Here is a 23,011-nt window from a genome sequence, read left to right on the forward strand (position 1 = left end):
ACAAGAACGAGGTTTGCCATGTCCACCACTGCCCCCCTGCACCCTGCCGTCGAGGCGTTTATCCGACGTGCGCCGACCATGCTGATCGGCGCCGACTGGGTCGAGTCCAGTGACGGCGAACGCCTGACCCTGCGCAACCCGGCCAGCGGCGAGGTGCTGTGCCAGGTGCCGGCAGCCACGCCCGCCGATGTCGACCGCGCGGTGACCGCCGCGCGCCAGGCCTTCGATGATTCGGCCTGGAGCCGGACCCGCCCGCGCGAGCGGCAGAACCTGCTGTGGAAACTGGCCGACCTGATGGAGCGCGACGGCGAAATCCTCGCCCAGCTCGAATGCCTGAACAACGGCAAGAGCGCGGTGGTGGCGCGGGTGATGGATGTGCAACTGGCCATCGACTTCCTGCGCTACATGGCCGGCTGGGCGACCAAGATCGAGGGTCAGACTGTCGAGGTGTCGCTGCCGTTGATGCCCAACGACGAGTTCCATGGTTTCGTCCGGCGTGAAGCGGTGGGTGTGGTCGGCGCCATCGTCGCCTGGAACTTCCCGCTGCTGCTGGCCTGCTGGAAACTCGGCCCGGCCCTGGCCACCGGTTGCAGCGTGGTACTCAAGCCCGCCGACGAAACCCCGCTGAGCGCCCTGAAGCTGGCCGAACTGGTGCTGGAAGTCGGTTACCCCGCGGGCGTGTTCAACGTGGTCACCGGCACCGGCGTGGTCGCCGGCGATGCCCTCACCCGCCACCCCGGCGTGGACAAACTGACCTTCACCGGTTCCACCGCCGTCGGCCAGCAGATCGGCAAAGTGGCAATGGACAACATGACCCGCGTCACCCTGGAACTGGGCGGTAAATCGCCGACTATCGTCATGGCCGATGCCGACCTGTCCATCGCCGCCGCCGGCGCCGCCCAGGCGATCTTCTTCAACCAGGGCCAGGTCTGCTGCGCAGGCTCCAGGCTGTATGTGCACCGCAAGCACTTCGACAACGTCGTGGCCGATATCGCCGGCATCGCCAACAGCATGAAACTCGGCAACGGCCTCGACCCTAGCGTGCAGATGGGCCCGCTGATCTCTGCGCGCCAGCAGAAACGCGTGTTCGACTACATCGAACAAGGCCGCAACAGCGGCGCCACCATCGCCTGCGGCGGCGAGCAGTTCGGCCCCGGCTATTTCGTCAAGCCCACGGTGATCGTCGATGTCGATCAGAAGCACCCGCTGGTGCAGGAAGAGATCTTCGGCCCGGTGCTGGTGGCCATGCCCTTCGACGACGAAGCCGAGGCCCTGCGCCTGGCCAATGACAGCCCGTACGGTTTGGGCGCGAGCATCTGGTCCAACAACCTCGGCGCCGTGCACCGGATGATTCCGAAGATTCGCTCGGGCTCGGTGTGGGTCAACTGCCACAGCGCGCTGGACCCGGCGCTGCCGTTCGGCGGCTACAAGATGTCCGGCGTCGGCCGGGAGATGGGCGCGGCGGCGATTGAGCATTACACCGAGTTGAAGTCGGTGTTGATCAAGCTTTAAGGGCGATAGCCCAACCTGTTTAGGCACCAGACGCCCAGACGCTGATCGGGGCCGATCATCACTTGCGCGAGGGCGAGACTGCCGTCGCGGGGCGCTGGTGCCTGATCCATGACTCGCTTCGCAGGTCTTCGGCGCTGCAACACCAACCCTGTGGGAGCTGGCTTGCCAGCGATTGCAGTGGTGAAGTCACCGACGCTATCGCTGGCAAGCCAGCTCCCACAGGGGCGGTGGCATTCGCTGCGGTTCGGCGTCTATCAGGGACGGTAGCCTTGGCTCAGCAGCCAGCCACGGATGTGGCGCTGCTGTTCGGGGCTCAGCGGCGCCAGCACTTGATCGGCCGGTTCAGTGCGCAACCGGCTGACCAGCGGCGCCAGTTCCACACCATTCAGGTGCCAGATGCCCAATGGCTGATCGGGGCTGATCACCACGTGCGCGAGGTCCACAAGACCGTCACGCAGCACTGGCGCCTGTTCTATCCGCAGGCTGGCGAAATCCACGTCGGCGTGGAGCGGTTCGGCGTCCGGCCATTGCCGCCGCGCCTGCCAGAACGGCTGCTCGGCCCAGCGTTGTTCCTCGATGTAGAAATCCCGCCCGAGCCGGGCGAAACGCCAGAACAGGTGCTCCACCCGCTGTTGATGAAACCGCAGCGCCAGGTCACGGCGCTCCGGGCGTGTCAGCAGGGTATTGATCACCGCCGGCGCCTGCAGGGCCGAGGACAGTGACTGGAAGATGCCGTTGCCCGACAACGGGTCCACCGCCATCGCCGCATCGCCCACCCGCAGCCAGTTGTCGCCGCCACAGACCGGCGTGAGGATCGCCGTGCTGCTGCGCGCGTGCAGTTGCAGGTCGCGCTCGTCCTGCGAGGCAAAAAACGCCCGCGCCAGCGGCGATTGCCAGCGGCGTTCGCGGCAGAAATCGAGCAGCGCGGATTTGTCCGGTAAAGCGGTACCGGCGACGTCCAGGGTCCATTGCCAGTAGCAACGACCATCGGCCTGCCGGGCCATCCACATCCAGCCATCGGCCTGGCTTTCCACGGCGCTGGCACTACTGCCGGACTCACCCTGCCAGCGGTTCAGCAGGCTCAAGGTCTCCGGCCCGCGCCAGGCACGACCCACGGAACGGTCATGTTGCGGGGCCTGGCGCCCGCGGGCTTCGACGTAGAAGTCAGCGGACAACGCGGGCGCGCCGTCCAGTTCGACGATCACCCCGTTCGCCTCGCTCCGCACGCCAAGCACCCGCGCTTCGATCAGGCGAACACCAGCGTGGTGCAAGTCGTCGCGCAGGCCCTGGTCGAAACGCGGACGGTCGAGCAGGAACTCGACATTACGGTCATGGGCTTCGCCGTTCCAGCGTGCGTGGCGCCGCGACGGCTCGCTCGCCACCGCCAATGCGTGGTTCAGCCCGGCACCGCGCAGTGCGTCCAGTACCCGTTGCGACACGCCTTCGAGTGCCGCGAAGCGCCGCCATTCGCTGACCACGCACACCTGGAAACCGAGCCGGCGCAAACCCAAGGCAACGGCAGTACCCGCAGGCCCGGCACCGAGCACGGCGATGGATTTCATGCCTGGCCCTTATATTCGCGTCCACGGTATTGAGCGTTGTACAGCAGCCACGCCATCACCTGGGGGTTGCTGGCGTGGGGCTGGTCGCGCAGGAAGGCGGCGATGTGCCCGGTCAGTGCCGCGCAGCCAAAACTGGCGCCAGACAGCGGACTCTCGCGGGCCCGCACACAGGCGCCGAAATCGGCCTGGGGCGTGTCCAGCCAGCTCCATTCATCGGGCTGGCAACGCGCATCGCCGGTGATGCGCAGCACCCCGGGATACGCGGCGGGATACACCGGCATGCCCTGCGCCGGGGTCGAGGCGCAGATCAGTACGCCGGCCTTGATCGCCGCCGCGCAGGCGTCGCGCAGCGCCGGGCGGTCCTCACGCAAACCAAGGCTGAGGTTGATCAAGCGCACGCCGCAGCTCACCAGCCAGTCAATCCCGGCGGCGACTTGCAAGGCAGTGGTGACACCCCTCTGGTCGAAGACCTGGGCGACATGGATCGGCACGTCTCCGGCACCCGCAGCGATCAGTTGCACCACGGCGCTGCCGTGGCCGAGGGCATCTTCCAGCGGCGGCTGCTGGCTGATCCCGACCGAGGCCAGCTGGAAGCGCCGCGCCTCGCCCATGCGCGCCAGGGGCGTGCCGCTGTCGACCACACCCACCCGCAAATCACGCATGGCCGGCCTCCGTCAGAACGTGCAGGCGACCCTCACGCAGGACCAGATGCAGGCTGGCGTCGGCCAGGGTCGAGGGACGATGGCTGACCAGGATCCGGGTACGGTCAGCAAAGAGTTGGTCAATCGCGGCAATCACTTCACGCTCCGTGTGTTCGTCAACTTGCGAGGTGGCTTCGTCCAGCACCAGCAGCAGCGGGTCCTGCAGCAGTGCGCGGGCGATAGCAATACGCTGTTTCTGACCGCCCGACAACTGCTGGCCGCGCTCGCCCAGCGGGCTGTCGAGGCCTTCCGGCAGGCTGGCGATCAGGCTGTCCAGTTGCGCCAGCCGGGCGACTTCGGCAATGGCTTCGCGGCTGGCATCCGGCACGCTGTAGGCCAGGTTGTCGGCGAGGCTGCCACGAAACAGCACGATGTCCTGGCTGACCACCGCCACCCGCCGCCGCAAAGCGTGCAAATCGAGTTCGCGCAGGTCGACGCCGCCCAGCAGGATCTGCCCGGACTGCGGATCGTAGAAGCGTTGCAGCAGGTCGATCAAGGTGGATTTGCCGGCACCGGAGATACCGCGCAGGGCGACCTTGCTGCCGTGGGGAATACTCGCCTCGACATCCTGCAACAACGGCGGCCGCCCCGGATGGGCGAAGCACACCCCACGCAAATGCAGGTCGCCACGTTCCGGCATCGGCCAGGTGTGGACCGGGCTGTCGACTTCCGGGGCAACGCCGCGCAACTCCATCACCCGGCCAAGGCTGACGCTCATGCGCTGCATCGCCACATACAAGCCCAGCAGGCTTTGCACCGGGCCGACGGCCATGCCGAGGTAGGTGGAAAACGCGATCAGCGCGCCCAGTTGCCAGCTGCCCTGCACCACCCAGTAACCGCCCACCAGAAACGCGCAGGCGCGGGACAGCGACGTCAGGGTGCCAGGCACCGCCTGGGTGAAGAACTCGGTGACCTGCACCCGCAGCAACTGGCCCATGTAGCCCTGCCCCAGGCCATCGAGACGGCGAGCCTCGCGTTGCTGCTGGCCGGCAGACTGAATGAATTTCATCGCCGGCAGGGTCTCCACCAGGAACGACGAAACGTCCGCCGAACGCTCGCGCAACTGCCGCACCTCACGCTCGACCTTGCGCCTCATCCAGCGCAGCCAGAGCACGTCCAGCGGGATCAGTACCAGCGCCAGCAGTGCCAGCTTCCACGACAACACCAACAGCATGGCCAACGCGCAGACCAGGCCGATCACGCTGGACACGGCGGAGAACAGCGAATCCACGGCGAAGCGCTGGATTTCGGCGACGTCGCCGTCCAGCCGCGACATCAGGTCACCCAGCCGGCGCTGGCCGTAGAAGGTCGGCGAGAGACGTTGCAGGTGCCGGTACAGTTCGTCGCGCAGGGCAAACAGAATGCGCCCCGAAAGGCGGGTGTGCAGGTAGCGATTGAGCCCGGACAACAGCGTGCCGACGATCCCGGCCAGCACCATCAGGCCGGCGATCAGCGCCAGCTTCGGGAAGTCCTTGGCCAGCAGGCCATCGTCGATCAGCAGCTTGGTCAGCCACGGCTGCACCAGCACCAGCGCCGTGGCGCACATCGACAGCCCGAGCAGGCCGGCGATGGCCAGCCGCTGCGGTCGGACGAAGCTGTACAGCCAACCCAGCGCGTCGTGCAGGGCGGGACGGTCCTGATGCTCGATCAGGCGCGAGAGCAGACGCTGCATCACCGCGGCATCTGCTTGAGCTTGCGGTACAGCGTGGCACGGCTGATGCCCAGCGCATCGGCAGCCGCCGAGACGTTGCCGTGATGACGGTCGAGGGCCTGGCGAATCAGGTCGTGCTGGTTGTGGCGAAGGTTGTCGCGGTTGACCGGTGGTTCGCCGGCGCGCAGTTCGTCCAGCAGGTTGTCTGGCAGATGGTCGAGGCCCAGCTCCTTTTCGCCGTCTTCGCGCATCGCCAGCAGCAGGCGAAGGCTCATTTCCAGTTGGCGGATGTTGCCCGGCCAATGATAGCCGGCGAACAACCGCGACACTTCGGTAGACAGCCGCACGCCTTGGCCGCCGAGGCGGACCAGCAGACTGTCGATCAGCGCGGGCAGGTCTTCGCGCTCGCGCAGGGCCGGCAACTGCACGCTGATGCCGTTGAGGCGGTAGTAGAGGTCTTCGCGGAACTGCTGCTCTTGTACCTGGCGCTTGAGGTCACGGTGGGTGGCGCAGACCAGCGCGATGTCCAGTTCCTGCTCCTGGGCCGCGCCCAGCGGCGCCACCTTGCGCTCCTGCAACACCCGCAACAACCGGGCTTGCAAGGCCAGCGGCATGTCGCCGACTTCATCGAGAAACAGCGTGCCGCCATGGGCCTGCTGCAAGCGCCCGACCATGCCGCCGCGCCGCGAGCCGGTGAAGGCGCCTTCGCGGTAGCCGAACAGCTCCGATTCGATCAGCCCTTCAGGGATCGCCGCGCAGTTCACTGCGATGAAGGGTTTGCCGGCGCGTGCGCTTTCCTGATGCAACGCACGGGCGACCACTTCCTTGCCGCTGCCGGTTTCGCCCAGCAGAACCACCGGCAAGTCATTGGCCAGCCCCTGGCGGGCCATACGCAACGCCCGGGCAAAACGGCTGTTGCCGGCGCCGAGGGTTTCCAGCGACGGCGTTGAGGATACAACCGGTGCCGCGCGGGCGACCAGCGCCGGAACCGACACCGCGAGCGGACGCTGCGGCACTTGCAGGGTCTTGTAGTAAAACGCGCCTTTGGCGGTCTCGACGCTGTCGACCTGGCCCTGTTGCAGACGCGCCAGCCACTGTTCCAGGCGCATGCCCAGCAGGCCGTCGCAGCGCTGGCCGATCAGGCTGGCGCGGTCGCTGCGCAGCAACTGACAGGCCTGGTTGCTGGCAGCGAGGATATGCCCGTCCAGGCTCACCGCCAGCAGGCCCTGCCAGCAGGACTCCAGGTACTGCCGACGGCTGTGGAAGGCCAGCACGATCTGTTCGGGGAAGCTGCTCTTGAACAGCCGGCTTTCGATCTGGCTGACCGCCAGCGCCAGCAGCGCGGTGCGGTCATGCAGACGGCCCAGCGGGCCTTGGCGGGTCAGGTCGAGGACACCAAGCAGCTCACCTTGCGGGCAGTGGATCGGCACCGAGGTGCAGGAAAAATCGCTGAGCCGTTCGAGAAAGTGTTCGCCGCAATCGATCTGCACCGTGCGCGCTTCCACCAGCGCGGTGCCGAGGGCGTTGGTGCCGCGGACGGCTTCGCTCCAGCAGGTGCCGGGGGAAATATCGCCCAGGCCACGGCGCTTGAGCACGGCGGATTCACCCTGGATGGTGAGGATGGTGGCGTCGGCGTTGGCGAGAATGATCAGGCTGTCCTGGCCCTGGCGCGCACCGAGGTAGTCGAGTTCGGCGGTCGCAGCATCCAGCAGCGGACGGTTGTTGGCCAGCAGCAGATCGAGGCTGGCGGCGGAAGTCAGGGCGACTTCCTGCCCGGCGTTACCGGGAACCCCATGGTCGAGGCTACGGCGCCACGAAGCGTCGATTTCGGCACGCAAAAAGCCATCGGGCAGTTGGCCTTCGACGGACAAGCGTTCCCGGGCAAGGCGGGGGTTAGAGGTCGCGGTGGCGGGTGCTGTTTTTATTGTGCTCATCGGCGGCTCCGGATCGGTTAATCCGTTACAAGCAAGTCCTGCGCCATTGGGGGCAGGGCTTTTCGGGGGCCGCTGCGCGGCCCTTCGCGACGGTTCGGCGACCCGACAAGCTCGCTCCCACAGTTCACATGGGTATGGCTCTGTGGGAGCGAGCTTGTCGGGTCGCCGAACCGTCGCGAAGGGGTGCGAAGCAGCCCCGACAATCTCGAATATACCCTGTTACAAAAGCCCGAGCGACTTGGCCCGCGCCACCGCCTGGGTCCGGCGCTCGACGCCGAGTTTGCTGTTGATGTGACTCGCGTGAGTCTTGACGGTATGCAGCGAGATAAACAGTTGCTCGCTGATTTCCTGATTGGAGCAGCCTTGGGCGATCAGCTTGAGCACCGCGTGTTCGCGGGCGCTGAGGGTTTCGCCGCTGCCGTTGACTTCCTGGTTGGGCAAAAGCCCCAGCAGGCTGGCCTGGACCGGGCTGGTCGATTGCGCCTGAAGTTGTTCACGCAGCCAGTCGGGGTGTTCGTTGAGCAGACGCTGATAGGGTTGCAACGCCCCACCCCGCGCAGATTCGAGGCTCGATACCAAGCGCTCGCGCGCGCCGGCCTGGTCACCCTGGGCCAACAGCAAACCCACTTGCTGACACAACGCGATAACGCAGAGCAGTTGCCCGCCACTGGCCTGACCACGGCCGACCAGCGTCTGCAATCGCTGCCCGGACTGGGCCAACCGCCCCTGAGCCTGCTCCAGCAGGGCCTGTTGCAATTCGATGTGCAACGGCAGCAGCGGATGGAACTCCGGCGCCGCCGCGGCCTGTTGCCCGCCATAGGTCTGGCTCAGACGCAGCAACCAGGATTCGGCCAGGTCGTTGCGCCCCTGGGCCAGCCAGAGTTCGCATTTGACCAGGGTAATCATTGCCAGATAGAAGATCGGCGGCACGTCCCAGATGTGCATCAAGCGCTCGGCCTCGGCCAGCTCGGCGAAGGCTTCGGCGAAGCGTCCTTCGCGGCCGTCCAGGGTCGCCAGGGCGCAATGGCCGATCAGCACGCTGATATCGCGACAAGCGCGCGCTTCGATCAGCCCGGCACGCAAACGACTGCGCCCGGCATCGGGCTGCAGGCGGCTGACCAGCAAGTAACCCTCGTACAACATCAACCGCGCGCGCACCGCATACAGCCGCTGCGCCGACAGACCGTGCAGGCGTTGCAGGCCTTGACGCACCTCGTCCATCGCCCGCAGCACCTCGCCGCGGGCATGCAGCACCCGCGCCCGGTCGTAATGGGCCAGGGCCTCGAACAACGGGTTGCCGACCCGCTGCGCCAACTCCAGAGCTTCGCGGTTCCAGCCCCGCGCACGCCAGAAATCGGCATCGGCGATGGCCAGATTGGACAGCGTCGACAGGCACATGAGGCGCTGCCCATAGCGTTTGTTCGGCAGGCTTTGCAGGGCCTGCTCACAGTAGGAACGGGTGCGTTCGCGATCACCCCGGCCGCGGGCGATGATCCCGCTCAAGGCCAGCCACTGCGCCAGCATGGACTTCTGCGCGGTGGCCGACGGTGCCGGCAGGAAGCGGCTGAGGTGGCTGGCCAGTTCCTCGGCGGCATCCAGTTGACAGGCCAGCCCCAGCGCCCAGCTATACAGCACGATCAGCCGCGGTGTGCTGATCAGCAAGCTGTCGGGCAGGTCCATCTTCCAGCGCAGCAGCATGCCGACGTTCTGTTCGGCCAGCAGTTGTTCTTCGGAGAGGTTCTGCACCAGGTTGGCGGCCACATCCAGGTGCCCGGCCCGCAGCGCCTGCTCCACCGCCTCGTCCAGCAGACCCTGGCCGTGGAACCAGCGACAGGCGCGCAGGTGCAGGCTCGACAGCGGCAGGCTGGCCTGGCGGGTGCGCAGCAGGTCGGAGAACAGGTGGTGATAGCGGAACCAGTAGCCGTGCTCGTCCAGCGGTACGAGGAAGACTTGATGGGATTGCAGGTAACGCAGGATTTCGTCGCTGTCGTGGCTTTCCCGCAGGGCGTCGCACAGGTCGGCGCAGAAACGCTCCTGGCAGGCGGTGTCGTTGAGAAAGCTCTGGACCTCGGCCGGCAGGCAGTCGATGACTTCCTCCAGCAGGTAATCGCGGATCAGCCCTTCGCCACCGTGCAAGGCCTGGGGCAGCGCGCTGTCGGCGCCGGATTCGGTGGCCGCCAGCAGCCAGAAGCGCAGCCCGGCAACCCAGCCGTCACTGCGCTGTATCAGGTTGTCCAGCGCCTGACCGCGCACCGACGGGTGCTGGCCGAGCACGGCCAGGGATTCGTCTGGGGTCAGGCGCAGGTCTTGTTCGTTGAGTTCGATCAATTGCCGCGACAGCCGCAGCCGCGCGAGGTGCCAGTCAGGACGCTGGCGGCTGGTGACCAGCAACACAAGGCCAGGCGGCAGGTGATTGAGGAAGAATTGCAGGCAACGGTCCAGCACGGGCCCTTGGGCCAGGTGGTAGTCGTCCAGCACCAGCAGCACGGGAGATGTGCTCAGCAAATGCTCGGCCAGTTCATCGAGCAAGCCGTCGAGCCATTCCTCGAAGGCGAACGGCTGATGGCGCTGGCGCATTTTCAGCAGGCCCAGTGCCTGGCCGCCGAGGCTCGGGCAGTACTGTTGCAGTCCTTCGAGCAGGCGCTCGAGAAAACGCCCGGGATCATTGTCGCGCCGGCTCAGCCCCAGCCACAGGCTGCGCCAATGGGACGGCAGGCCCTGACAGAACTCCACCGCCAGCGAACTCTTGCCGAATCCCGCGGGCGCATTGACCAGCAACAGACGCCCACCCAGCCCGGCCTGCAAACGCTGGCAAAGGCGTGCCCGCGGCACATGCCCGTCGGGCAGCGGTGGCCGGTAGAAACGCCCTTCCAGAACCGACACGGTCTGTTGGGTGAACCCTTGCGTGCTGGACAGATCGGTCATGGCCGGCTCGTTTTAATTGAAATCTTCGGCAACAGGGATTGGCGCAGACTAGCGGTTTAACCGACACATTTGAAGGCGATTGCCGCAAGTACGGAAAAAAGACTACAACAAGAAGCAACAGAGACAACATTGACTGGGCGCAACGGGCTACCGGTTTAGCGATAAAAACGGCGGGGCCAGCGGAATTAGTCGATGGTGGCGGCGGAAATCAAAACGCCCCGGCAAGCCGGGGCGTTCTGGGGATCACACGGAGGGTTTGAAGCGTTAACGCACGCCCGACTGATTCAGGGCCGCTGGGGTGAAGTCAGCCTGGCTGGCAGTGAAGCCGAAGTCGTAGGCCTTCTTCTCTTCGTTCTTCATGCCCAGCGCCAGGTAACGGCCCGATTGCAGGTCGTAGATGGCTTCCAGGGTGTACCACGGCACTTCCACGTTGTAGTAGTCCTGGGAATGGGCCTCGGATACGCGCCACAGTTGGTCACGACCGTCGTACTGGTCGATCACCGCCGCTTGCCAGGTGTCTTCGTCGATGTAGAAGTCACGTTTGGCGTAGATGTGGCGCTGGCCTGGTTTCAGGGTCGCGACCACATGCCAGACGCGGCGCAGCTCGTAGCGGGTCAGGTCCTGGTTGATATGGCCCGCCTTGAGGATGTCGGCGTACTTCAGGGTTGGCGAGTCCAGCTTGTAGCTGTTGGAGGCGATGAACATCTCCTTCTTGCCTTCCAGCTTCCAGTCGTAGCGGTCTGGCGCACCGTTGAACATGTCCAGGTTGTCGGAAGTCCGCAGACCGTCGGCAGCAGTACCCGGACCGTCATAGGACACCTGCGGCGCCTGACGCACACGGCGCTGCCCGGCGTTGTAGACCCATGCCTTGCGCGGTTCCTTGACCTGGTCGAGGGTCTCGTGGACCAGCAGTACGGTACCGGCCAGTCGCGCCGGAGCGGTCACTGCCTGTTTGAAGTAGAACAGCACGTTGCCTGGATTTTTCGGGTCATAGTCCTTCATCTTGTCGCGGAAGACGAATTGGTCCTTGAAGTACACCAGGCTATAGCTGCCGTTGGGCTGCGGCGTGGCCTGGGTCACCAGGCGAGTCACGCTGCCGCCACGGTAGCGGGTGATGTGGTTCCAAATCACCTCAATGCCGCTTTTCGGAATCGGGAACGGAACCGCGACCTGGAAGTTGTTCAGGCCGTTGCCGCCCTCGACCAGGGTAGTGGCCGTCGCGTTCTGCTTGATGGCGGCGAACACGTCATCCGGCACGGTGGAACCGCGGTGGGTCGGGTATACCGGGAGCTTGTAGGTCTCGGGGTAGCGCTTGAACATCGCGACCTGGCCAGGCGAGAGCTTGTCCTTGTACTGGTCGACGTTCTGCGCGGTGATGGTGAACTTGGGTTGTTCACTGCCGTACGGGTCGGACAGGAAACCCTTGGCGTCGACGCTACCGGCAGTCTTCGTCAGCGGCTGCCAGGCAGTGATGGAACCGTCGGCGTTACCGGCCTTTTCCGCCCCCATCGGGGTCAGCGTTGAGCCCAATTTGGCCGCTTCATCGGCGGAAACGGCAGCCATTACACTGGTCGCCAGCAGGGACAGGCCCAGCACACCGGCTTTCAGCAGAGTCTTGGTGGTTTTCATTGTCATGTTCTTCTTCCTGAATCAATGCGCTTAGAAGTTCACGCCGAAGCTGAGGGCGACGAAGTCGCGGTCATCCACGGTGGTGTACTTACCGTCGAAGAAGTTGGTGTACGACAGGTTGGCGGTGTAGGTGTTCTGGTATTCGGCCTCCAGACCGAGGCTGACGGCCTTGCGACCTTCCTCGAAGTTGCCGCCAGGACCAGGCGAGTAGCCTTCCACGTCGTGGGACCAGGCCACGCTAGGCTTGAGGTTCACACCGGCGAATACGTCCGGGTAGTCCCAGATGGCGCGTGCACGGTAGCCCCAGGAGTTGGCGGTGGTGAAGCCGTCGTTCTCGCAGTAGCGGGTCAGGTTGTTCTTGTCCGCAGCGGCCAGGGTGCTGGCGTTCAGCGATGCGCAGCGACCATTCGGCAGCGGGCCAGGGCCGTACACCGGGTCACGGCCATAACGCGCCTTGGAATTGCTTTCCAGACCACCGACGTGGGTCCAGCCGACTTCACCTACCAGTGTCAGGCGGCTGGCGCCCATGACCTGATCGAAGAAGTGGGTGAAGGTGGTTTGCAGTTGGGTGATTTCCTTGCGGCGATACCCTGGCTGGTCTGCGCCCGGGCTGCCCTTGAGTACCGACGCGGTCGGATCCAACGGAGTGAGGCCGGAATAGAGAATATCGGTAGTGTTGAGCTGCACCGGCGCATTCGGACGGTAGCTGACCTCACCACTCCACGCGGTACCGGTAGGCAACGTGGTGGAGAAGCTCAGGCCATACAGGCGAATGTCTTCAGGGTATTCGACGTAGTAACTGGAGTTACCCGCGACCACCAGCGGCAGCAACGTCGGTGCCGCTGCCACGGCCTGGGCCTGGCTCAGGCCGTTGGCCATCAGCCGGGCGACCAGGTTGTTCGCGCTATAGGCGCTGGCTGGACCGCCCTTGCCGCTGAAGATCGGCGCACGGCTGTGGTAGTTCATGAAGTAACCACCGAACTCGGTGTTCAGCGGCTCGAACATGTATTTCAAGGCTACACCGAACTGGCCACCGTCACGGGCATCGCGGTCGCCGTCACGGCGCACGATCACACCCTCGTCAGGTGAGCCGTAATTCACGCCCAACTGGGACAGCGCGTTACGCACGGCCGGAGAAGCGATGCTGGATTGTTTCGCCAATATGGCCAGGTTGCGGTCACAACCGTCGGCGATAACGTCAGGCTGCGAGAAAAACGTCCCGCAGTTATCCACCACGGTCTGGTCCCACTCGAGCTGGTAGAAGGCCTGAGCCGACAAGTTGTCGGTCAGACTCTGGGAAATGTAGAACATGTTGACCGGGATCAGGCCTTCCTTGATCTCGGCACCCGGACGACGAAACGCAGACACGTCGATCGGGTTGACGGAGTTGATACCGCTGCCGATGAAGGTACTTTCACCCCAGTTCACCACCTGCTTGCCGAGACGAACGGTGCCCGGCAGATCGGCAATGGCGTAGTTGTGGTACACGAAGGCGTCGAGAATCTGCCCACCGGAGGACTGTGCGCCTTCCTTGCGGTTCGAGTCGCTGATGTCCTTGAACTCGCGGTGTTCGTCCTTCAGCTCGAAGTCATACCAGTACTTGCCCCGGACGAAGACGCCGGTGTCGCCGTACTTGAGCTCCAGGTCATGGATGCCCTTGAAGATCTTCGAGAAGGTTTCACCGCGTTTGAAGTTCAGGTGACCGTCGTCGGAGGTCTGCGAGAGGCCGCGACCACCGTTGTTGGCACCGATCAGGTTCTTGTTGGCGTTCTCGGTGGACCAGCTCGCACCGACCGACAGCGACGAGTCGAAACTCCCCTCGATCTCACCGATATTGAAACTGACGGCGAATGCTGGACTTGCAAGCGTAGAAGCGAGGCTGACGGCCAGGGGCAGTTTCGCCCGGCGCCAGAACAGATTTACTGATGTCATCGACGCTACTCCATGTACTTTATTTTTATGGCAGTGAGTCCTTCAATGAAACGGAGGCCGATCGGTCGCCAGACTGGCAGGGCGTATGTCGGTGCGCTGCATGCGCATTCCCCATTCCTCAAAATCCCCTGACCCGACTATAGCCAGCAGGTAGTAGTGCTTGATCCCTCTAAAGTGTGATTTGCACATCACCCTCGCTCATGGCAGGGCCAGAGCAGGTGGTCTACAAGCTGGCTGGGCAAGAATGGCTGATATTTTCCATTTCACAAGGCCGCGGGGCCTCTGGAATGCGGCCCGCGTCAGTCAAGACGCGGGCCGGTGCGGCTTACAGGGTGGAAAGAAAAGCGCTGTTGCTGGCCTGCCACTCGACGATGTCGATGCGGATACGCTTCTTGTCGAGCTTGCCGACACTGGTCTTGGGAATTTCGGTAACAAGGGCGATCTGACTGGGGATTGCCCACTTGTTGATGTGCCCCAGCTCGACGAACGGCTTCAAGTGTTCCTTCAATACCCGCGCATCGATGCTCGCCCCTTCCCGCACCACCAGCAGCGCGAACGGGCGCTCGCCCCACTGCGGATCGGCGATGCCCACCACGGCCACCTCGCGGACGGCCGAGTGGCGGCTGATGAGGTCTTCCAGGTCGAGTGACGACACCCACTCGCCGCCGGTCTTGATCACGTCCTTGATGCGGTCGCGGATGTCGATCACGCCCATGCTGTCGAGGGTCGCCACATCGCCGGTGTGCAGCCAGCCGCCGGCCCACAGTTCCTCGCTCTTGGCCTCTTCACGGTAGTAACCCATGGTCAGCCACGGCGCACGCAGGACCAGTTCGCCTTGAGCTTCGCCATCGGCCGGGAGGAATTTGCCGTCGCCATCGACGATCGCCGCTTCCACCAGGGGCACCGGCACGCCGGCCTTGATCCGATAGGTGACGCATTCGTCCTCGCTGCCGGCCAGCAGCTCTTCATTGAGGTGCGCACAAGCCACCAGCGGGCAGGTCTCGGACATGCCGTAGGCGGCGGTCAACTGGATGCCGCGGGCCTTGGCCGCCTCGTACAGCGCGCGGTTCAGCGCACTGCCGCCGATGATGATCTTCCAGCCGCCGAAGTCCTCTTGCTGCGCGCCCTTGGCGTTGAGCAGCATCTGCAGGATGGTCGGTACGCAGTGGGAGAAACTGACTTTCTCGTCACGCCACAACTTGACCAACAGTTCCGGATCGTAACGCCCCGGGTACACCTGCTTGAGGCCGAGCATGGTCGCGACGTAAGGAATGCCCCAGGCGTGAACGTGGAACATCGGCGTGATGGGCATGTAGACGTCGTCGGTGCCGAGCAGGCGGATGCTGTCGATGCTACCGGTAACAGTGGCCACCCCCATGGTGTGCAGCACCAATTGGCGGTGGGTGAAGTAGACGCCCTTGGGATTACCGGTGGTGCCGGTGGTGTAGAAGGTGGTGGCGACGGAGTTTTCGTCGAAGTCCGGGAAGTCGTAGTGCGGGCTGGCGGCGGCCAGCAGTTGCTCGTACTCGCCGACCAGGCCAGGCAACTCGGCGGTTTTCTCGGGGCCATCGGTGAGCAGGATGGTTTTTTCCACCGTGGTCAATTGCCCGGCAATCGCCTGGTAGAGCCCGACGAACTCGCTGTTGACCAGCACGAAGCGGTCGTCGGCGTGGTTCATGGTGTAGAGGATCTGCTCCGGCGACAGGCGCACGTTGATGGTGTGCACCACCGCGCCGATCATCGGAATGGCAAACATGCACTCCAGGTAGCGATGGCTGTCCCAGTCCATCACTGCCACGGTATCGCCGGCCTTGACCCCGGCTTCGGTGAGCACGTTGGCCAGGCGGGCAATGCGCTCGTTGAGGGTCAGGTAGCTGTAGCGCAACTGGTCGCGGTAGACGATCTCGCGGGTTTTCTCGTAGCGGCTGCCAGACATGAGCAGGCGCTTGATCAACAGCGGAAACTGATACGCACCCTCGGCGGGGGCGATGATACGGGTCTGCAACATGGGAGTCCCTTTTCTGGAGTTGCACGGGGCATGGACAAAGCTGTCCTTACTCTAGAACGGGCCAGCGGAGGTCAAATCAGCCAAAGGAATGATTTGGCCGCCATTCGACCGAACGGTCATACCGTCCGGCCGCCTCTTTTCAGCGTATTTCGCTGAACGCGATCTTGATCCCGAGGGCGATCAGCACGGCGCCCATGGTGCGGTCGAACCAGTGCCCCATGCGGGCAAAGCCGGCGCGCACGCGGGCCTGGCTGAACAGCATCGCCACCAGGCAGAACCACAGGCCGGTGGCCAGCGCCAGGTACACGCCGTAACCGGCCTGGACCAACAACGGCGTATGCGGGTTGATGACCACGGTGAACAACGACAGGAAAAACAGCGTGGCCTTGGGGTTCAGGCCATTGGTCATGAAACCGGCGACGAAGGCCGCGCGCGGCGTGCGCTCGACGGTGGAAACCTGAATCGCCTCGCCGCCCGCGCCTGCCGGCTTGGCGCGCAGAGCCTTGAAGCCGATGTACACGAGGTAGGCGGCAGCGGCCCATTTCAGCGCATTGAACAGCATGATCGACTGCGACACGATCAGGCCGATGCCCAGCAGCGAGTAGCCCACATGCAGGAAAATCGCCGTGCCCACGCCGAAGGCGGTCCAGGTCCCGGCGCGGCGACCGTGGGTCACGCTTTCGCGCACGACCACGGCGAAATCCGGGCCGGGGCTGGCGACGGCCAGCAGGTGAATCAGCGCGACCGTGAGAAATTCTGCCCAATACATGAAAAGCGGCTCCTGGTAAAAATGAGGGGAGTACCTTAACGATTCATAACTTGTTACAACAGATACAGTTGATCACTGGCAAGCCAGCTCCCACAGGCACTTGAGCCCAACCCTGTGGGAGCTGGCTTGCCAGCGATTAGGTTTGACCCTCCCCCAAGGGTCAACCCCTACTCTGCGCCCTTTCCCCAAGGGCCCCGCCACACATGACCCAACGCATCCTGATCATCCTCGGCCACCCAGCGCCCGACAGTTTCTGCGCCACCCTCAGCCAGCACTACGCCGACGCCGCCCGCGAGGCAGGCCATGACGTGCGTCTCCTCAGCCTTGGCGACCTCGCTTTCGACCCCATCCTGCGCCAGGGCTACCGCCAGGAGCAGCCGCTGGAACCCGACCTGCTCAAAGCCCAACAGCACATCACCTGGGCCCAACGCCTGGTGCTGGTCTACCCGGTCTGGTGGGGCGGCGTGCCAGCGCTGCTCAAGGGTTTTCTCGACCGGATATTGCTGCCGGGCTTCGCCTTTCGCTACAAGAGCGGCTCGCCCTTCCCGGAAAAACTCCTGGCCGGCCGCACCGCCCACCTGCTGGTGACCCTCGACACCCCGCCCTGGTACTTCCGCTGGATCTACGGCGCGCCCGCCCTGCACCAGATGCGCCGGACCACCCTGGCCTTCTGTGGTATCCGTCCGGAAAAAACGCTAACGTTCGGCCCGGTTCTCCACTCCACGCCGCGGCGCCGCCAGTCCTGGCTACAGCAGGCCCGCGCCCTGGCCCTGCATTGAAAGGATGTTCGATGTACATCGGCGAAGCCGCCCGCCTCTCCGGCACCACCATCAAGTGCATCCGCCACTACGAAAGCATCGGCCTGCTGCCACCGGCGAAACGCCTGGGCAAGTACCGCATCTATGACCCGCACGACGTCGAGCTGCTGGGGCTGATCAAATGCGCGCAGCGGCTCGGCTTTACCCTCCGCGAGATGCAGGCTCTAATGGCCGACGGACAGATTTCCCTGGAGCGTGCCCGCCAGGCCATCGCCGGCAAGAGCACGCAACTGCGACAGCGGATCGACGACCTGCAACGGCAATTCGATGAGTTGCAGGCGTTCGACGCCGGTCTGCAGCAGCTTGCGGACAGCTGCTTCCCCCTTCTTTAATCCGTCACCGATCCAGGAGCCTTTCATGACCCATGCCGTCTTTCTCGACCACAGCTCGCTGGACCTCGGAGATCTTGACCTGAGCGGTCTGCGCGGCTGCTTCGAGCGTTTCGACGTCCACCCCGCCACCGCTCCCGAGCAGGTCGCCGAGCGACTGCGCGGCGCCAGCGTGGTAATCAGCAACAAGGTCATGCTCGACGCCGCCACCCTCAAGGCCAGCCCGGACCTGAAACTGATCCTGGTGGCCGCCACCGGCACCAATAACGTCGACCTGCAGGCTGCCCGCGCCCAGGGTATCGTGGTCAGCAACTGCCAGGGCTACGGCACGCCGTCGGTTGCCCAGCACACCCTGACACTGCTGCTGGCACTGGCCACTCGCCTGCCGGACTACCAACAGGCTGTCGCCGCCGGCAAATGGGGCCAGGCCAAGCAGTTCTGCCTGCTGGATTTCCCTATCGTCGAGCTGGAAGGCAAGACCCTTGGCCTGCTCGGTCACGGTGAACTGGGCAGCGCGGTCGGGCGCCTGGCCGAGGCCTTCGGCATGCGCGTCCTGCTCGGCCAACTGCCGGGCCGGCCGCCGCGTGAAGACCGCCTGAGCCTGGACGAATTGCTACCCCAGGTCGACGCCCTGACCCTGCACTGCCCGCTCAACGACAGCACCCGCCATATGATCGGCGCGGCGCAACTGGCGCTGCTCAAGCCCGGCGCCTTTATCGTCAACACCGCACGCGGCGGGCTGATCGACGAACAGGCATTGGCCGACACCCTGCGCGCGGGTCATCTGGGCGGTGCGGCGACCGACGTGCTTTCGGTCGAGCCGCCCGTCAACGGCAACCCACTGCTGGCGCCCGATATCCCGCGCCTGATCGTCACTCCGCACAGCGCCTGGGGCGCGGTGGAAGCGCGGCAGCGCATCGTCGAGCAGTTGAGCGAAAACGCTCGCGCGTTCCTTGGGGGCAGCCCACGGCGGGTGGTCAGCTAAGCCAAGGCGGGTTCTGTTAGACTTCGCCACTTTTTTCAGGAGCCGCCGTCCATGGACCCGCGCAGTGAAGTGTTGCTTCGTCAGGCCGATCTGTTCACAGGCCCGCTGTTGCTCGCCGGGTTACCGGCCGACAGCCTGCTGGGCACCTTCAGCCAGGCGCTGGGCTGGTCCTGGCACGCCGGCGACCAGGCAACGCTGGACGCCCGTTACAGCGGACGCAGCCACTACGGCGTCGACGTACCAGAGGTGCCGTTCGACGGCGCCGTGCTGTTCCTGCCCAAGTCCCGCGACCTGGCCAACTACCTGCTCAACGCCCTCGCCTCGCGCCTGGGCGGCCGCGAGCTGTTTCTGGTCGGGGAAAAACGCGGCGGCATAGAGGCGGCGGCCAAGCAACTTCACGCCTTCGGCAAACCGCGCAAGCTCGACAGCGCTCGCCACTGCCAGTTGTGGCAGGTGACCGTGGAACACCCGCCCGTCGCGCAGCCGCTGGAAAGCCTCGCGGAACGATTCGAACTGCCGCTGGCCGACGGCCCGTTGCAGATCGTCAGCCTGCCCGGCGTGTTCAGCCATGGCCGGCTGGACCGTGGCACCGCGCTGTTGCTGGAGCATCTGGACGGTCTGCCCTCCGGTCATGTGCTGGACTTCGGCTGCGGCGCCGGGGTGCTGGGCGCGACGATCAAACGACGTTATCCACAGAGCCGGGTCACCCTGCTCGACGTCGACGCCTTCGCCGTAGCCAGCAGCCGCCTGACCCTGGCGGCTAACGGTCTGGAAGGCGAGGTGATCAGCGGCGACGGGATCGACGCCGCACCTCGCGGACTGGACGTCATTCTGAGTAATCCGCCGTTCCACACCGGGGTTCACACCAATTACCAGGCCTCGGAAAACCTGCTGAAAAAATCCGCCGAACATCTGCAAAAATGCGGCGAAATTCGGCTTGTTGCCAACAGTTTCCTGCGCTATCAGCCGCTGATCGAAGGCGCGCTGGGCAACTGCGAAGTGCGTGCCCAAGGCCAGGGATTCAAAATCTACCGGGCACTGCGGTCGTAAAAACTTCGCTTGCCGAAACGGTTTTGCGAAGGCAGAATCCGCTCCGTCCTAGGGGAGTAGTCTCCCGCGAGCGCCCTGCTCGCCTGGTGCGACGTCAACATACTTGGTCCTCAGACCATGGCGCGCACGACCCACGGTCCGCACAGACGGATCCAGGGTTTGACAAGACCTATGACACGCACACCTTACCCGGGGCGGGAAGGCTGTACGTGTCATAGCCGTGTCGACCCGCCCCCGTAGGAATCCTGATGTTGGAATCGTTGCTCGTCCCCACCGCAATCGTTGCGCTCGCTGAAATCGGCGACAAGACGCAATTGCTGGCCCTCATTCTCGCCGCTCGCTTTCGCAAGCCCTGGCCAATCATTGCCGGCATCGTCGCCGCTACCCTGGCCAACCACGCCGCTGCGGGTGCCGTCGGGGCCTGGTTCGGCAGCTTCTTCAGCGACGCCACCCTGCACTGGATTCTGGCCGCAAGCTTCCTCGCTACAGCCTTGTGGACGCTGGTTCCGGACAAGATGGACGATGACGAAGCCGGTGCCGCGCGGCGCTTCGGGCCGTTCCTGACGACACTGATCGCGTTCTTCATCGCGGAAATCGGTGACAAGACCCAGGTCGCCACGGTGATGCTGGCGGCGCAATATCCGCACCTGATCCTGGTGATCATCGGCACCACCCTGGGCATGCTGATTGCCAACGTGCCGGTGGTACTGGCGGGCAACTTTGCCGCCGACAAACTGCCACTGACCCTGATTCGTCGCCTGGCAGCGAGCGCCTTCGTGGTGCTGGCGTTGGTCGCGGTGTACTCGGCGATGAAGGTGAGCGGCTGGATAGGCTGAGCCTGATCGGGTATTGCTATGGCCTCATCGCTGCAGCCAGCTCCCACAGTGGCGACACCGAACCTGTGGGAGCCGGCTTGCCGGCGATGAAACTTACAACCTCTTACTTCTTCGCCTGCTCATACAACGGCATCACCTTCGGAATCGCCGCCTGCAGCGAAGCGATGCGGCTGTCCGAAGCCGGGTGAGTGCTCATGAACTCCGGCGGCGAGTTGCCACCCGAAGCCTGGGCCATCTTGTTCCACAAGGTGATCGCGGCATTCGGGTTGTAGCCGGCACGGGCCGACAGTTCGAGGCCGATCAGGTCGGCTTCGTTCTCGTTGCCACGGCTGTTGGGCAAGGTCAGGCTGTACTGCACAACGGTGTCGGCCAGGGCCAGGCTGTCTTCACCCAGACCCAGCAAGGCGCCGGCGCCCTGGCGGGCAATCTGGATGCCATAGGCCTTGGACATCGCTTCACGACCGTGTTCGCGCAAGGCGTGGGCAATTTCATGGCCCATCACCGCGGCGATTTCATCGTCGGTCAGCTTCAGTTTGTCGATCAGGCCGGTGTAGAAAATGATCTTGCCGCCAGGACCGCAGTTGGCGTTGAGCTCGTCGCTCTTGATCAGGTTGACCTCCCACTTCCACTGCGCAGCATCCGGGCGGAACTGCGGCGCCTGGGCAATCAGCCGGTCAGCGATGGCCTGAACACGTTTGGCCGCAGCGCTGGTCTTGTCCAGTTGGCCCTTGGTGGACGCTTCGCCCAGGGTCTGCTGATAAGACTGGGCGTACATCTGGTTGACCTCGTCGGTCGACAGCATGCTGAACATATATTGCTTGCGTTCAACACCCACCGCTCCGCCGCTGGTGGTGTTCACCGCCTGGCAACCCGCCAGCAGCATCGAGGCGCTCAAGGCGCCAATAACAACCGATCTACGCATCAATAAAACTCCCTTCTAACGTGGGCCGTATCCTAGGCCGGCACGATTCATCGCGCCACAACCGTTAGCAAAGATTTCTGCCCGGCAGTCTCATGATTTAGCGGCGGCACGCCGATAACACCGGGGCAAGGCGACTTTTCCCTGCGCTCGGAGCCTCTATGAAGTTCAAGTCGATCCAGTTTTCCGTTGCGGCCCTGGCGGGCGCCATCGTGTTGAGTATCGTCGCAGCCCTGGTGCTGTATGCGGTGTATTCCGGTGCAAAAACCCAGGAACTGGTGCAGAACCGCACGCAACAGCAGTTCGATACGTTGATAGAGCAGCGCCTGACCGCCCTGGCCCAGACCCAGGTCAGCCAGATTCTGCGTCGCCTTGAAGCTCCCCTCCTGATCGCTCGCGGCCTGGCCACCACCAACGCCCAGATCGGTCAGAAAAACGAAGCCGGCACCCCGCGCCTGCAGGTCCAGCGCGAAGAGCTGATCACCCTGCTGAAGCAGACGGTTGTGGATAACCCGCTGGTGCTGGGCGGTTACATCGCCTGGGAGCCGAACGCACTGGACCACGCCGACGCCAGCTTCGTCGGCACCTCGATCAAGGGCATCGACCCCAGCAACGGTCGCTTTCAGCCCTGGTGGTACCGTAATACCGACGGCACCCTGGCCGTTGAAGCGCTGGTTGACCTGAGCAACAACACCCTGCTGTCCACCGGCGTGCGCGCCAGCGAGTACTACCTGTGCTCGCAGGAGAGCAAGCACGCCTGCGTGATCGACCCCGCGCCTTATAAAGTGGGCGACAAGATGGTCATGCTCGCCTCCTTTATCGAACCGATCCTGGTAGACGGCAAGTTCCAGGGCATTGTCGGCGCCGACCTGTCGGTGAACTTCATCCAGGACCTGCTCAAAGCCGCCGACAGCCAGCTCTATAACGGCGCCGGCGAACTGGCGCTGATCTCCAACAACGGCCGCCTGGTTGCCTACACCAAGGACGAAAACAAGTTCGGCGAGAAAGCCAGCGACGTGCTCGACGCCGTCGACGCCGCCGGCCTGTCCAAACTCAGCGGCGACACGCTGCGCTATGAAGTCGACCACGAAAACGGCCAGATCCGCCTGTTCCTGCCGTTCAAGATCGCCGACACCGACACCCGCTGGACCCTGCTGCTGCAACTGCCGACCAGCGCGGTCATGGCCGACTCGGAAAAACTGCAGAACGAACTCAGCGAACAACGCCGCACCGACATTACCGGCATGACCCTGGTCGGCCTGACCATCGCGGCCCTCGGCCTGCTGGTGATCTGGCTGCTGGCCCACGGTATCGCTCGCCCGCTGCGGCAGATGGTGGCCATGCTCGATGACATCGCCCAGGGCGAAGGCGACCTCACCCGCCGCCTGCACAGCGACCGCGCCGACGAGCTGGGCTCGATCGCCAGGGGCTTCAATACCTTCCTGGGCAAG

Annotated in this window: 16 protein-coding genes and 1 pseudogene; 7 read left to right on the plus strand and 10 right to left on the minus strand. The window is 64.4% G+C overall.

Annotated elements, in window-relative coordinates; translation table 11 throughout:
• Positions 1-18: 18 nt before the first annotated feature.
• Positions 19-1,512: an aldehyde dehydrogenase family protein gene (locus DM374_RS22515; RefSeq protein ID WP_110971876.1), complete on the plus strand. Its 1,494-nt coding sequence runs from the start codon at positions 19-21 to the stop codon at positions 1,510-1,512.
• A 254-nt stretch (positions 1,513-1,766) separates the two neighbouring features.
• Here the strand turns inward: DM374_RS22515 and qhpG are convergent, their stop codons facing one another.
• The 9 genes from qhpG to DM374_RS22560 all read right to left on the minus strand — a co-directional run bounded on the left by qhpG (position 1,767) and on the right by DM374_RS22560 (position 16,623).
• On the minus strand, positions 1,767-3,074 hold the full coding sequence (gene qhpG, locus DM374_RS22520) for a flavin-dependent monooxygenase QhpG (protein WP_110971877.1): 1,308 nt from the start codon (positions 3,072-3,074) through the stop codon (positions 1,767-1,769).
• Entirely contained in the window at positions 3,071-3,736 is a 666-nt protein-coding gene (gene qhpE, locus DM374_RS22525; protein WP_110971878.1) for a subtilisin-like serine protease QhpE, read from the minus strand. The genes qhpG and qhpE overlap by 4 nt, the downstream gene beginning before the upstream one ends.
• A complete protein-coding gene (locus DM374_RS22530; RefSeq protein WP_110971879.1) occupies positions 3,729-5,447 on the minus strand; it encodes an ABC transporter ATP-binding protein in 1,719 nt (572 codons plus the stop codon). The genes qhpE and DM374_RS22530 overlap by 8 nt, the downstream gene beginning before the upstream one ends.
• Positions 5,447-7,360, minus strand: a complete 1,914-nt coding sequence (locus tag DM374_RS22535; protein ID WP_110971880.1) for a sigma-54-dependent Fis family transcriptional regulator — start codon at positions 7,358-7,360, stop codon at positions 5,447-5,449. The genes DM374_RS22530 and DM374_RS22535 overlap by 1 nt, the downstream gene beginning before the upstream one ends.
• Positions 7,361-7,579: 219 nt before the next feature.
• Positions 7,580-10,285, minus strand: coding sequence for a helix-turn-helix transcriptional regulator (locus DM374_RS22540; protein ID WP_110971881.1), 2,706 nt, complete (start codon positions 10,283-10,285; stop codon positions 7,580-7,582).
• Between the two features lie 264 nt (positions 10,286-10,549).
• Positions 10,550-11,914 carry a DUF1329 domain-containing protein gene (locus tag DM374_RS22545; RefSeq protein ID WP_110971882.1) on the minus strand — a complete coding sequence of 455 codons (1,365 nt, stop codon included), beginning with the start codon at positions 11,912-11,914 and terminating at the stop codon, positions 10,550-10,552.
• Positions 11,915-11,944: 30 nt separating this feature from the next.
• On the minus strand, positions 11,945-13,846 hold the full coding sequence (locus DM374_RS22550) for a DUF1302 domain-containing protein (protein WP_110971883.1): 1,902 nt from the start codon (positions 13,844-13,846) through the stop codon (positions 11,945-11,947).
• A gap of 325 nt (positions 13,847-14,171) precedes the next feature.
• The gene (locus tag DM374_RS22555; RefSeq protein ID WP_110971884.1) at positions 14,172-15,854 is read right to left on the minus strand and encodes a fatty acid--CoA ligase; all 1,683 of its coding nucleotides are present in this window, start codon (positions 15,852-15,854) and stop codon (positions 14,172-14,174) included.
• Positions 15,855-15,993: 139 nt separating this feature from the next.
• On the minus strand, positions 15,994-16,623 hold the full coding sequence (locus tag DM374_RS22560; protein ID WP_110971885.1) for a LysE family transporter: 630 nt from the start codon (positions 16,621-16,623) through the stop codon (positions 15,994-15,996).
• A 203-nt stretch (positions 16,624-16,826) separates the two neighbouring features.
• Between DM374_RS22560 and DM374_RS22565 the strand changes: the two genes are divergently transcribed.
• From DM374_RS22565 to DM374_RS22585, 5 genes are all read left to right on the plus strand, one after another.
• Positions 16,827-17,402 carry an NAD(P)H-dependent oxidoreductase gene (locus DM374_RS22565; RefSeq protein ID WP_110971886.1) on the plus strand — a complete coding sequence of 192 codons (576 nt, stop codon included), beginning with the start codon at positions 16,827-16,829 and terminating at the stop codon, positions 17,400-17,402.
• An 11-nt stretch (positions 17,403-17,413) separates the two neighbouring features.
• Positions 17,414-17,773, plus strand: a complete 360-nt coding sequence (locus tag DM374_RS22570; RefSeq protein WP_110971887.1) for a MerR family transcriptional regulator — start codon at positions 17,414-17,416, stop codon at positions 17,771-17,773.
• A 25-nt stretch (positions 17,774-17,798) separates the two neighbouring features.
• Entirely contained in the window at positions 17,799-18,755 is a 957-nt protein-coding gene (locus tag DM374_RS22575) for a 2-hydroxyacid dehydrogenase (protein WP_110971888.1), read from the plus strand.
• A gap of 51 nt (positions 18,756-18,806) precedes the next feature.
• Positions 18,807-19,805 (plus strand): class I SAM-dependent methyltransferase, encoded by a 999-nt coding sequence (locus tag DM374_RS22580; RefSeq protein WP_110971889.1) that lies wholly within the window; start codon positions 18,807-18,809, stop codon positions 19,803-19,805.
• Between the two features lie 248 nt (positions 19,806-20,053).
• Positions 20,054-20,641 (plus strand): TMEM165/GDT1 family protein, encoded by a 588-nt coding sequence (locus tag DM374_RS22585; protein ID WP_110971890.1) that lies wholly within the window; start codon positions 20,054-20,056, stop codon positions 20,639-20,641.
• A gap of 103 nt (positions 20,642-20,744) precedes the next feature.
• Here the strand turns inward: DM374_RS22585 and DM374_RS22590 are convergent, their stop codons facing one another.
• On the minus strand, positions 20,745-21,563 hold the full coding sequence (locus DM374_RS22590) for a M48 family metallopeptidase (RefSeq protein ID WP_110971891.1): 819 nt from the start codon (positions 21,561-21,563) through the stop codon (positions 20,745-20,747).
• Positions 21,564-22,804: 1,241 nt separating this feature from the next.
• On the opposite strand from DM374_RS22590, the pseudogene DM374_RS34450 reads away from it, so the two are divergent.
• Positions 22,805-23,005, plus strand: a pseudogene (locus tag DM374_RS34450) (HAMP domain-containing protein); the annotation flags it as partial.
• Positions 23,006-23,011 lie beyond the last annotated feature (6 nt).

The sequence above is a fragment of the Pseudomonas huaxiensis genome, assembly GCF_003231275.1.
Lineage (GTDB): Bacteria > Pseudomonadota > Gammaproteobacteria > Pseudomonadales > Pseudomonadaceae > Aquipseudomonas > Aquipseudomonas huaxiensis.

Excerpts from the sequence above, each read along its gene's own strand:
- DM374_RS22565 (WP_110971886.1), top strand. The coding sequence starts at position 16,827 with ATGACCCAACGCATCCTGATCATCCTCGGCCACCCAGCGCCCGACAGT.
- DM374_RS22530 (WP_110971879.1), bottom strand. The coding sequence starts at position 5,447 with ATGCAGCGTCTGCTCTCGCGCCTGATCGAGCATCAGGACCGTCCCGCC.
- DM374_RS22580 (WP_110971889.1), top strand. The coding sequence starts at position 18,807 with ATGGACCCGCGCAGTGAAGTGTTGCTTCGTCAGGCCGATCTGTTCACA.
- DM374_RS22550 (WP_110971883.1), bottom strand. The coding sequence starts at position 13,846 with ATGACATCAGTAAATCTGTTCTGGCGCCGGGCGAAACTGCCCCTGGCC.
- DM374_RS22515 (WP_110971876.1), top strand. The coding sequence starts at position 19 with ATGTCCACCACTGCCCCCCTGCACCCTGCCGTCGAGGCGTTTATCCGA.
- DM374_RS22555 (WP_110971884.1), bottom strand. The coding sequence starts at position 15,854 with ATGTTGCAGACCCGTATCATCGCCCCCGCCGAGGGTGCGTATCAGTTT.
- DM374_RS22540 (WP_110971881.1), bottom strand. The coding sequence starts at position 10,285 with ATGACCGATCTGTCCAGCACGCAAGGGTTCACCCAACAGACCGTGTCG.
- DM374_RS22575 (WP_110971888.1), top strand. The coding sequence starts at position 17,799 with ATGACCCATGCCGTCTTTCTCGACCACAGCTCGCTGGACCTCGGAGAT.
- DM374_RS22585 (WP_110971890.1), top strand. The coding sequence starts at position 20,054 with ATGTTGGAATCGTTGCTCGTCCCCACCGCAATCGTTGCGCTCGCTGAA.
- DM374_RS22535 (WP_110971880.1), bottom strand. The coding sequence starts at position 7,360 with ATGAGCACAATAAAAACAGCACCCGCCACCGCGACCTCTAACCCCCGC.
- qhpG (WP_110971877.1), bottom strand. The coding sequence starts at position 3,074 with ATGAAATCCATCGCCGTGCTCGGTGCCGGGCCTGCGGGTACTGCCGTT.
- DM374_RS22590 (WP_110971891.1), bottom strand. The coding sequence starts at position 21,563 with ATGCGTAGATCGGTTGTTATTGGCGCCTTGAGCGCCTCGATGCTGCTG.
- qhpE (WP_110971878.1), bottom strand. The coding sequence starts at position 3,736 with ATGCGTGATTTGCGGGTGGGTGTGGTCGACAGCGGCACGCCCCTGGCG.
- DM374_RS22560 (WP_110971885.1), bottom strand. The coding sequence starts at position 16,623 with ATGTATTGGGCAGAATTTCTCACGGTCGCGCTGATTCACCTGCTGGCC.
- DM374_RS22545 (WP_110971882.1), bottom strand. The coding sequence starts at position 11,914 with ATGAAAACCACCAAGACTCTGCTGAAAGCCGGTGTGCTGGGCCTGTCC.
- DM374_RS22570 (WP_110971887.1), top strand. The coding sequence starts at position 17,414 with ATGTACATCGGCGAAGCCGCCCGCCTCTCCGGCACCACCATCAAGTGC.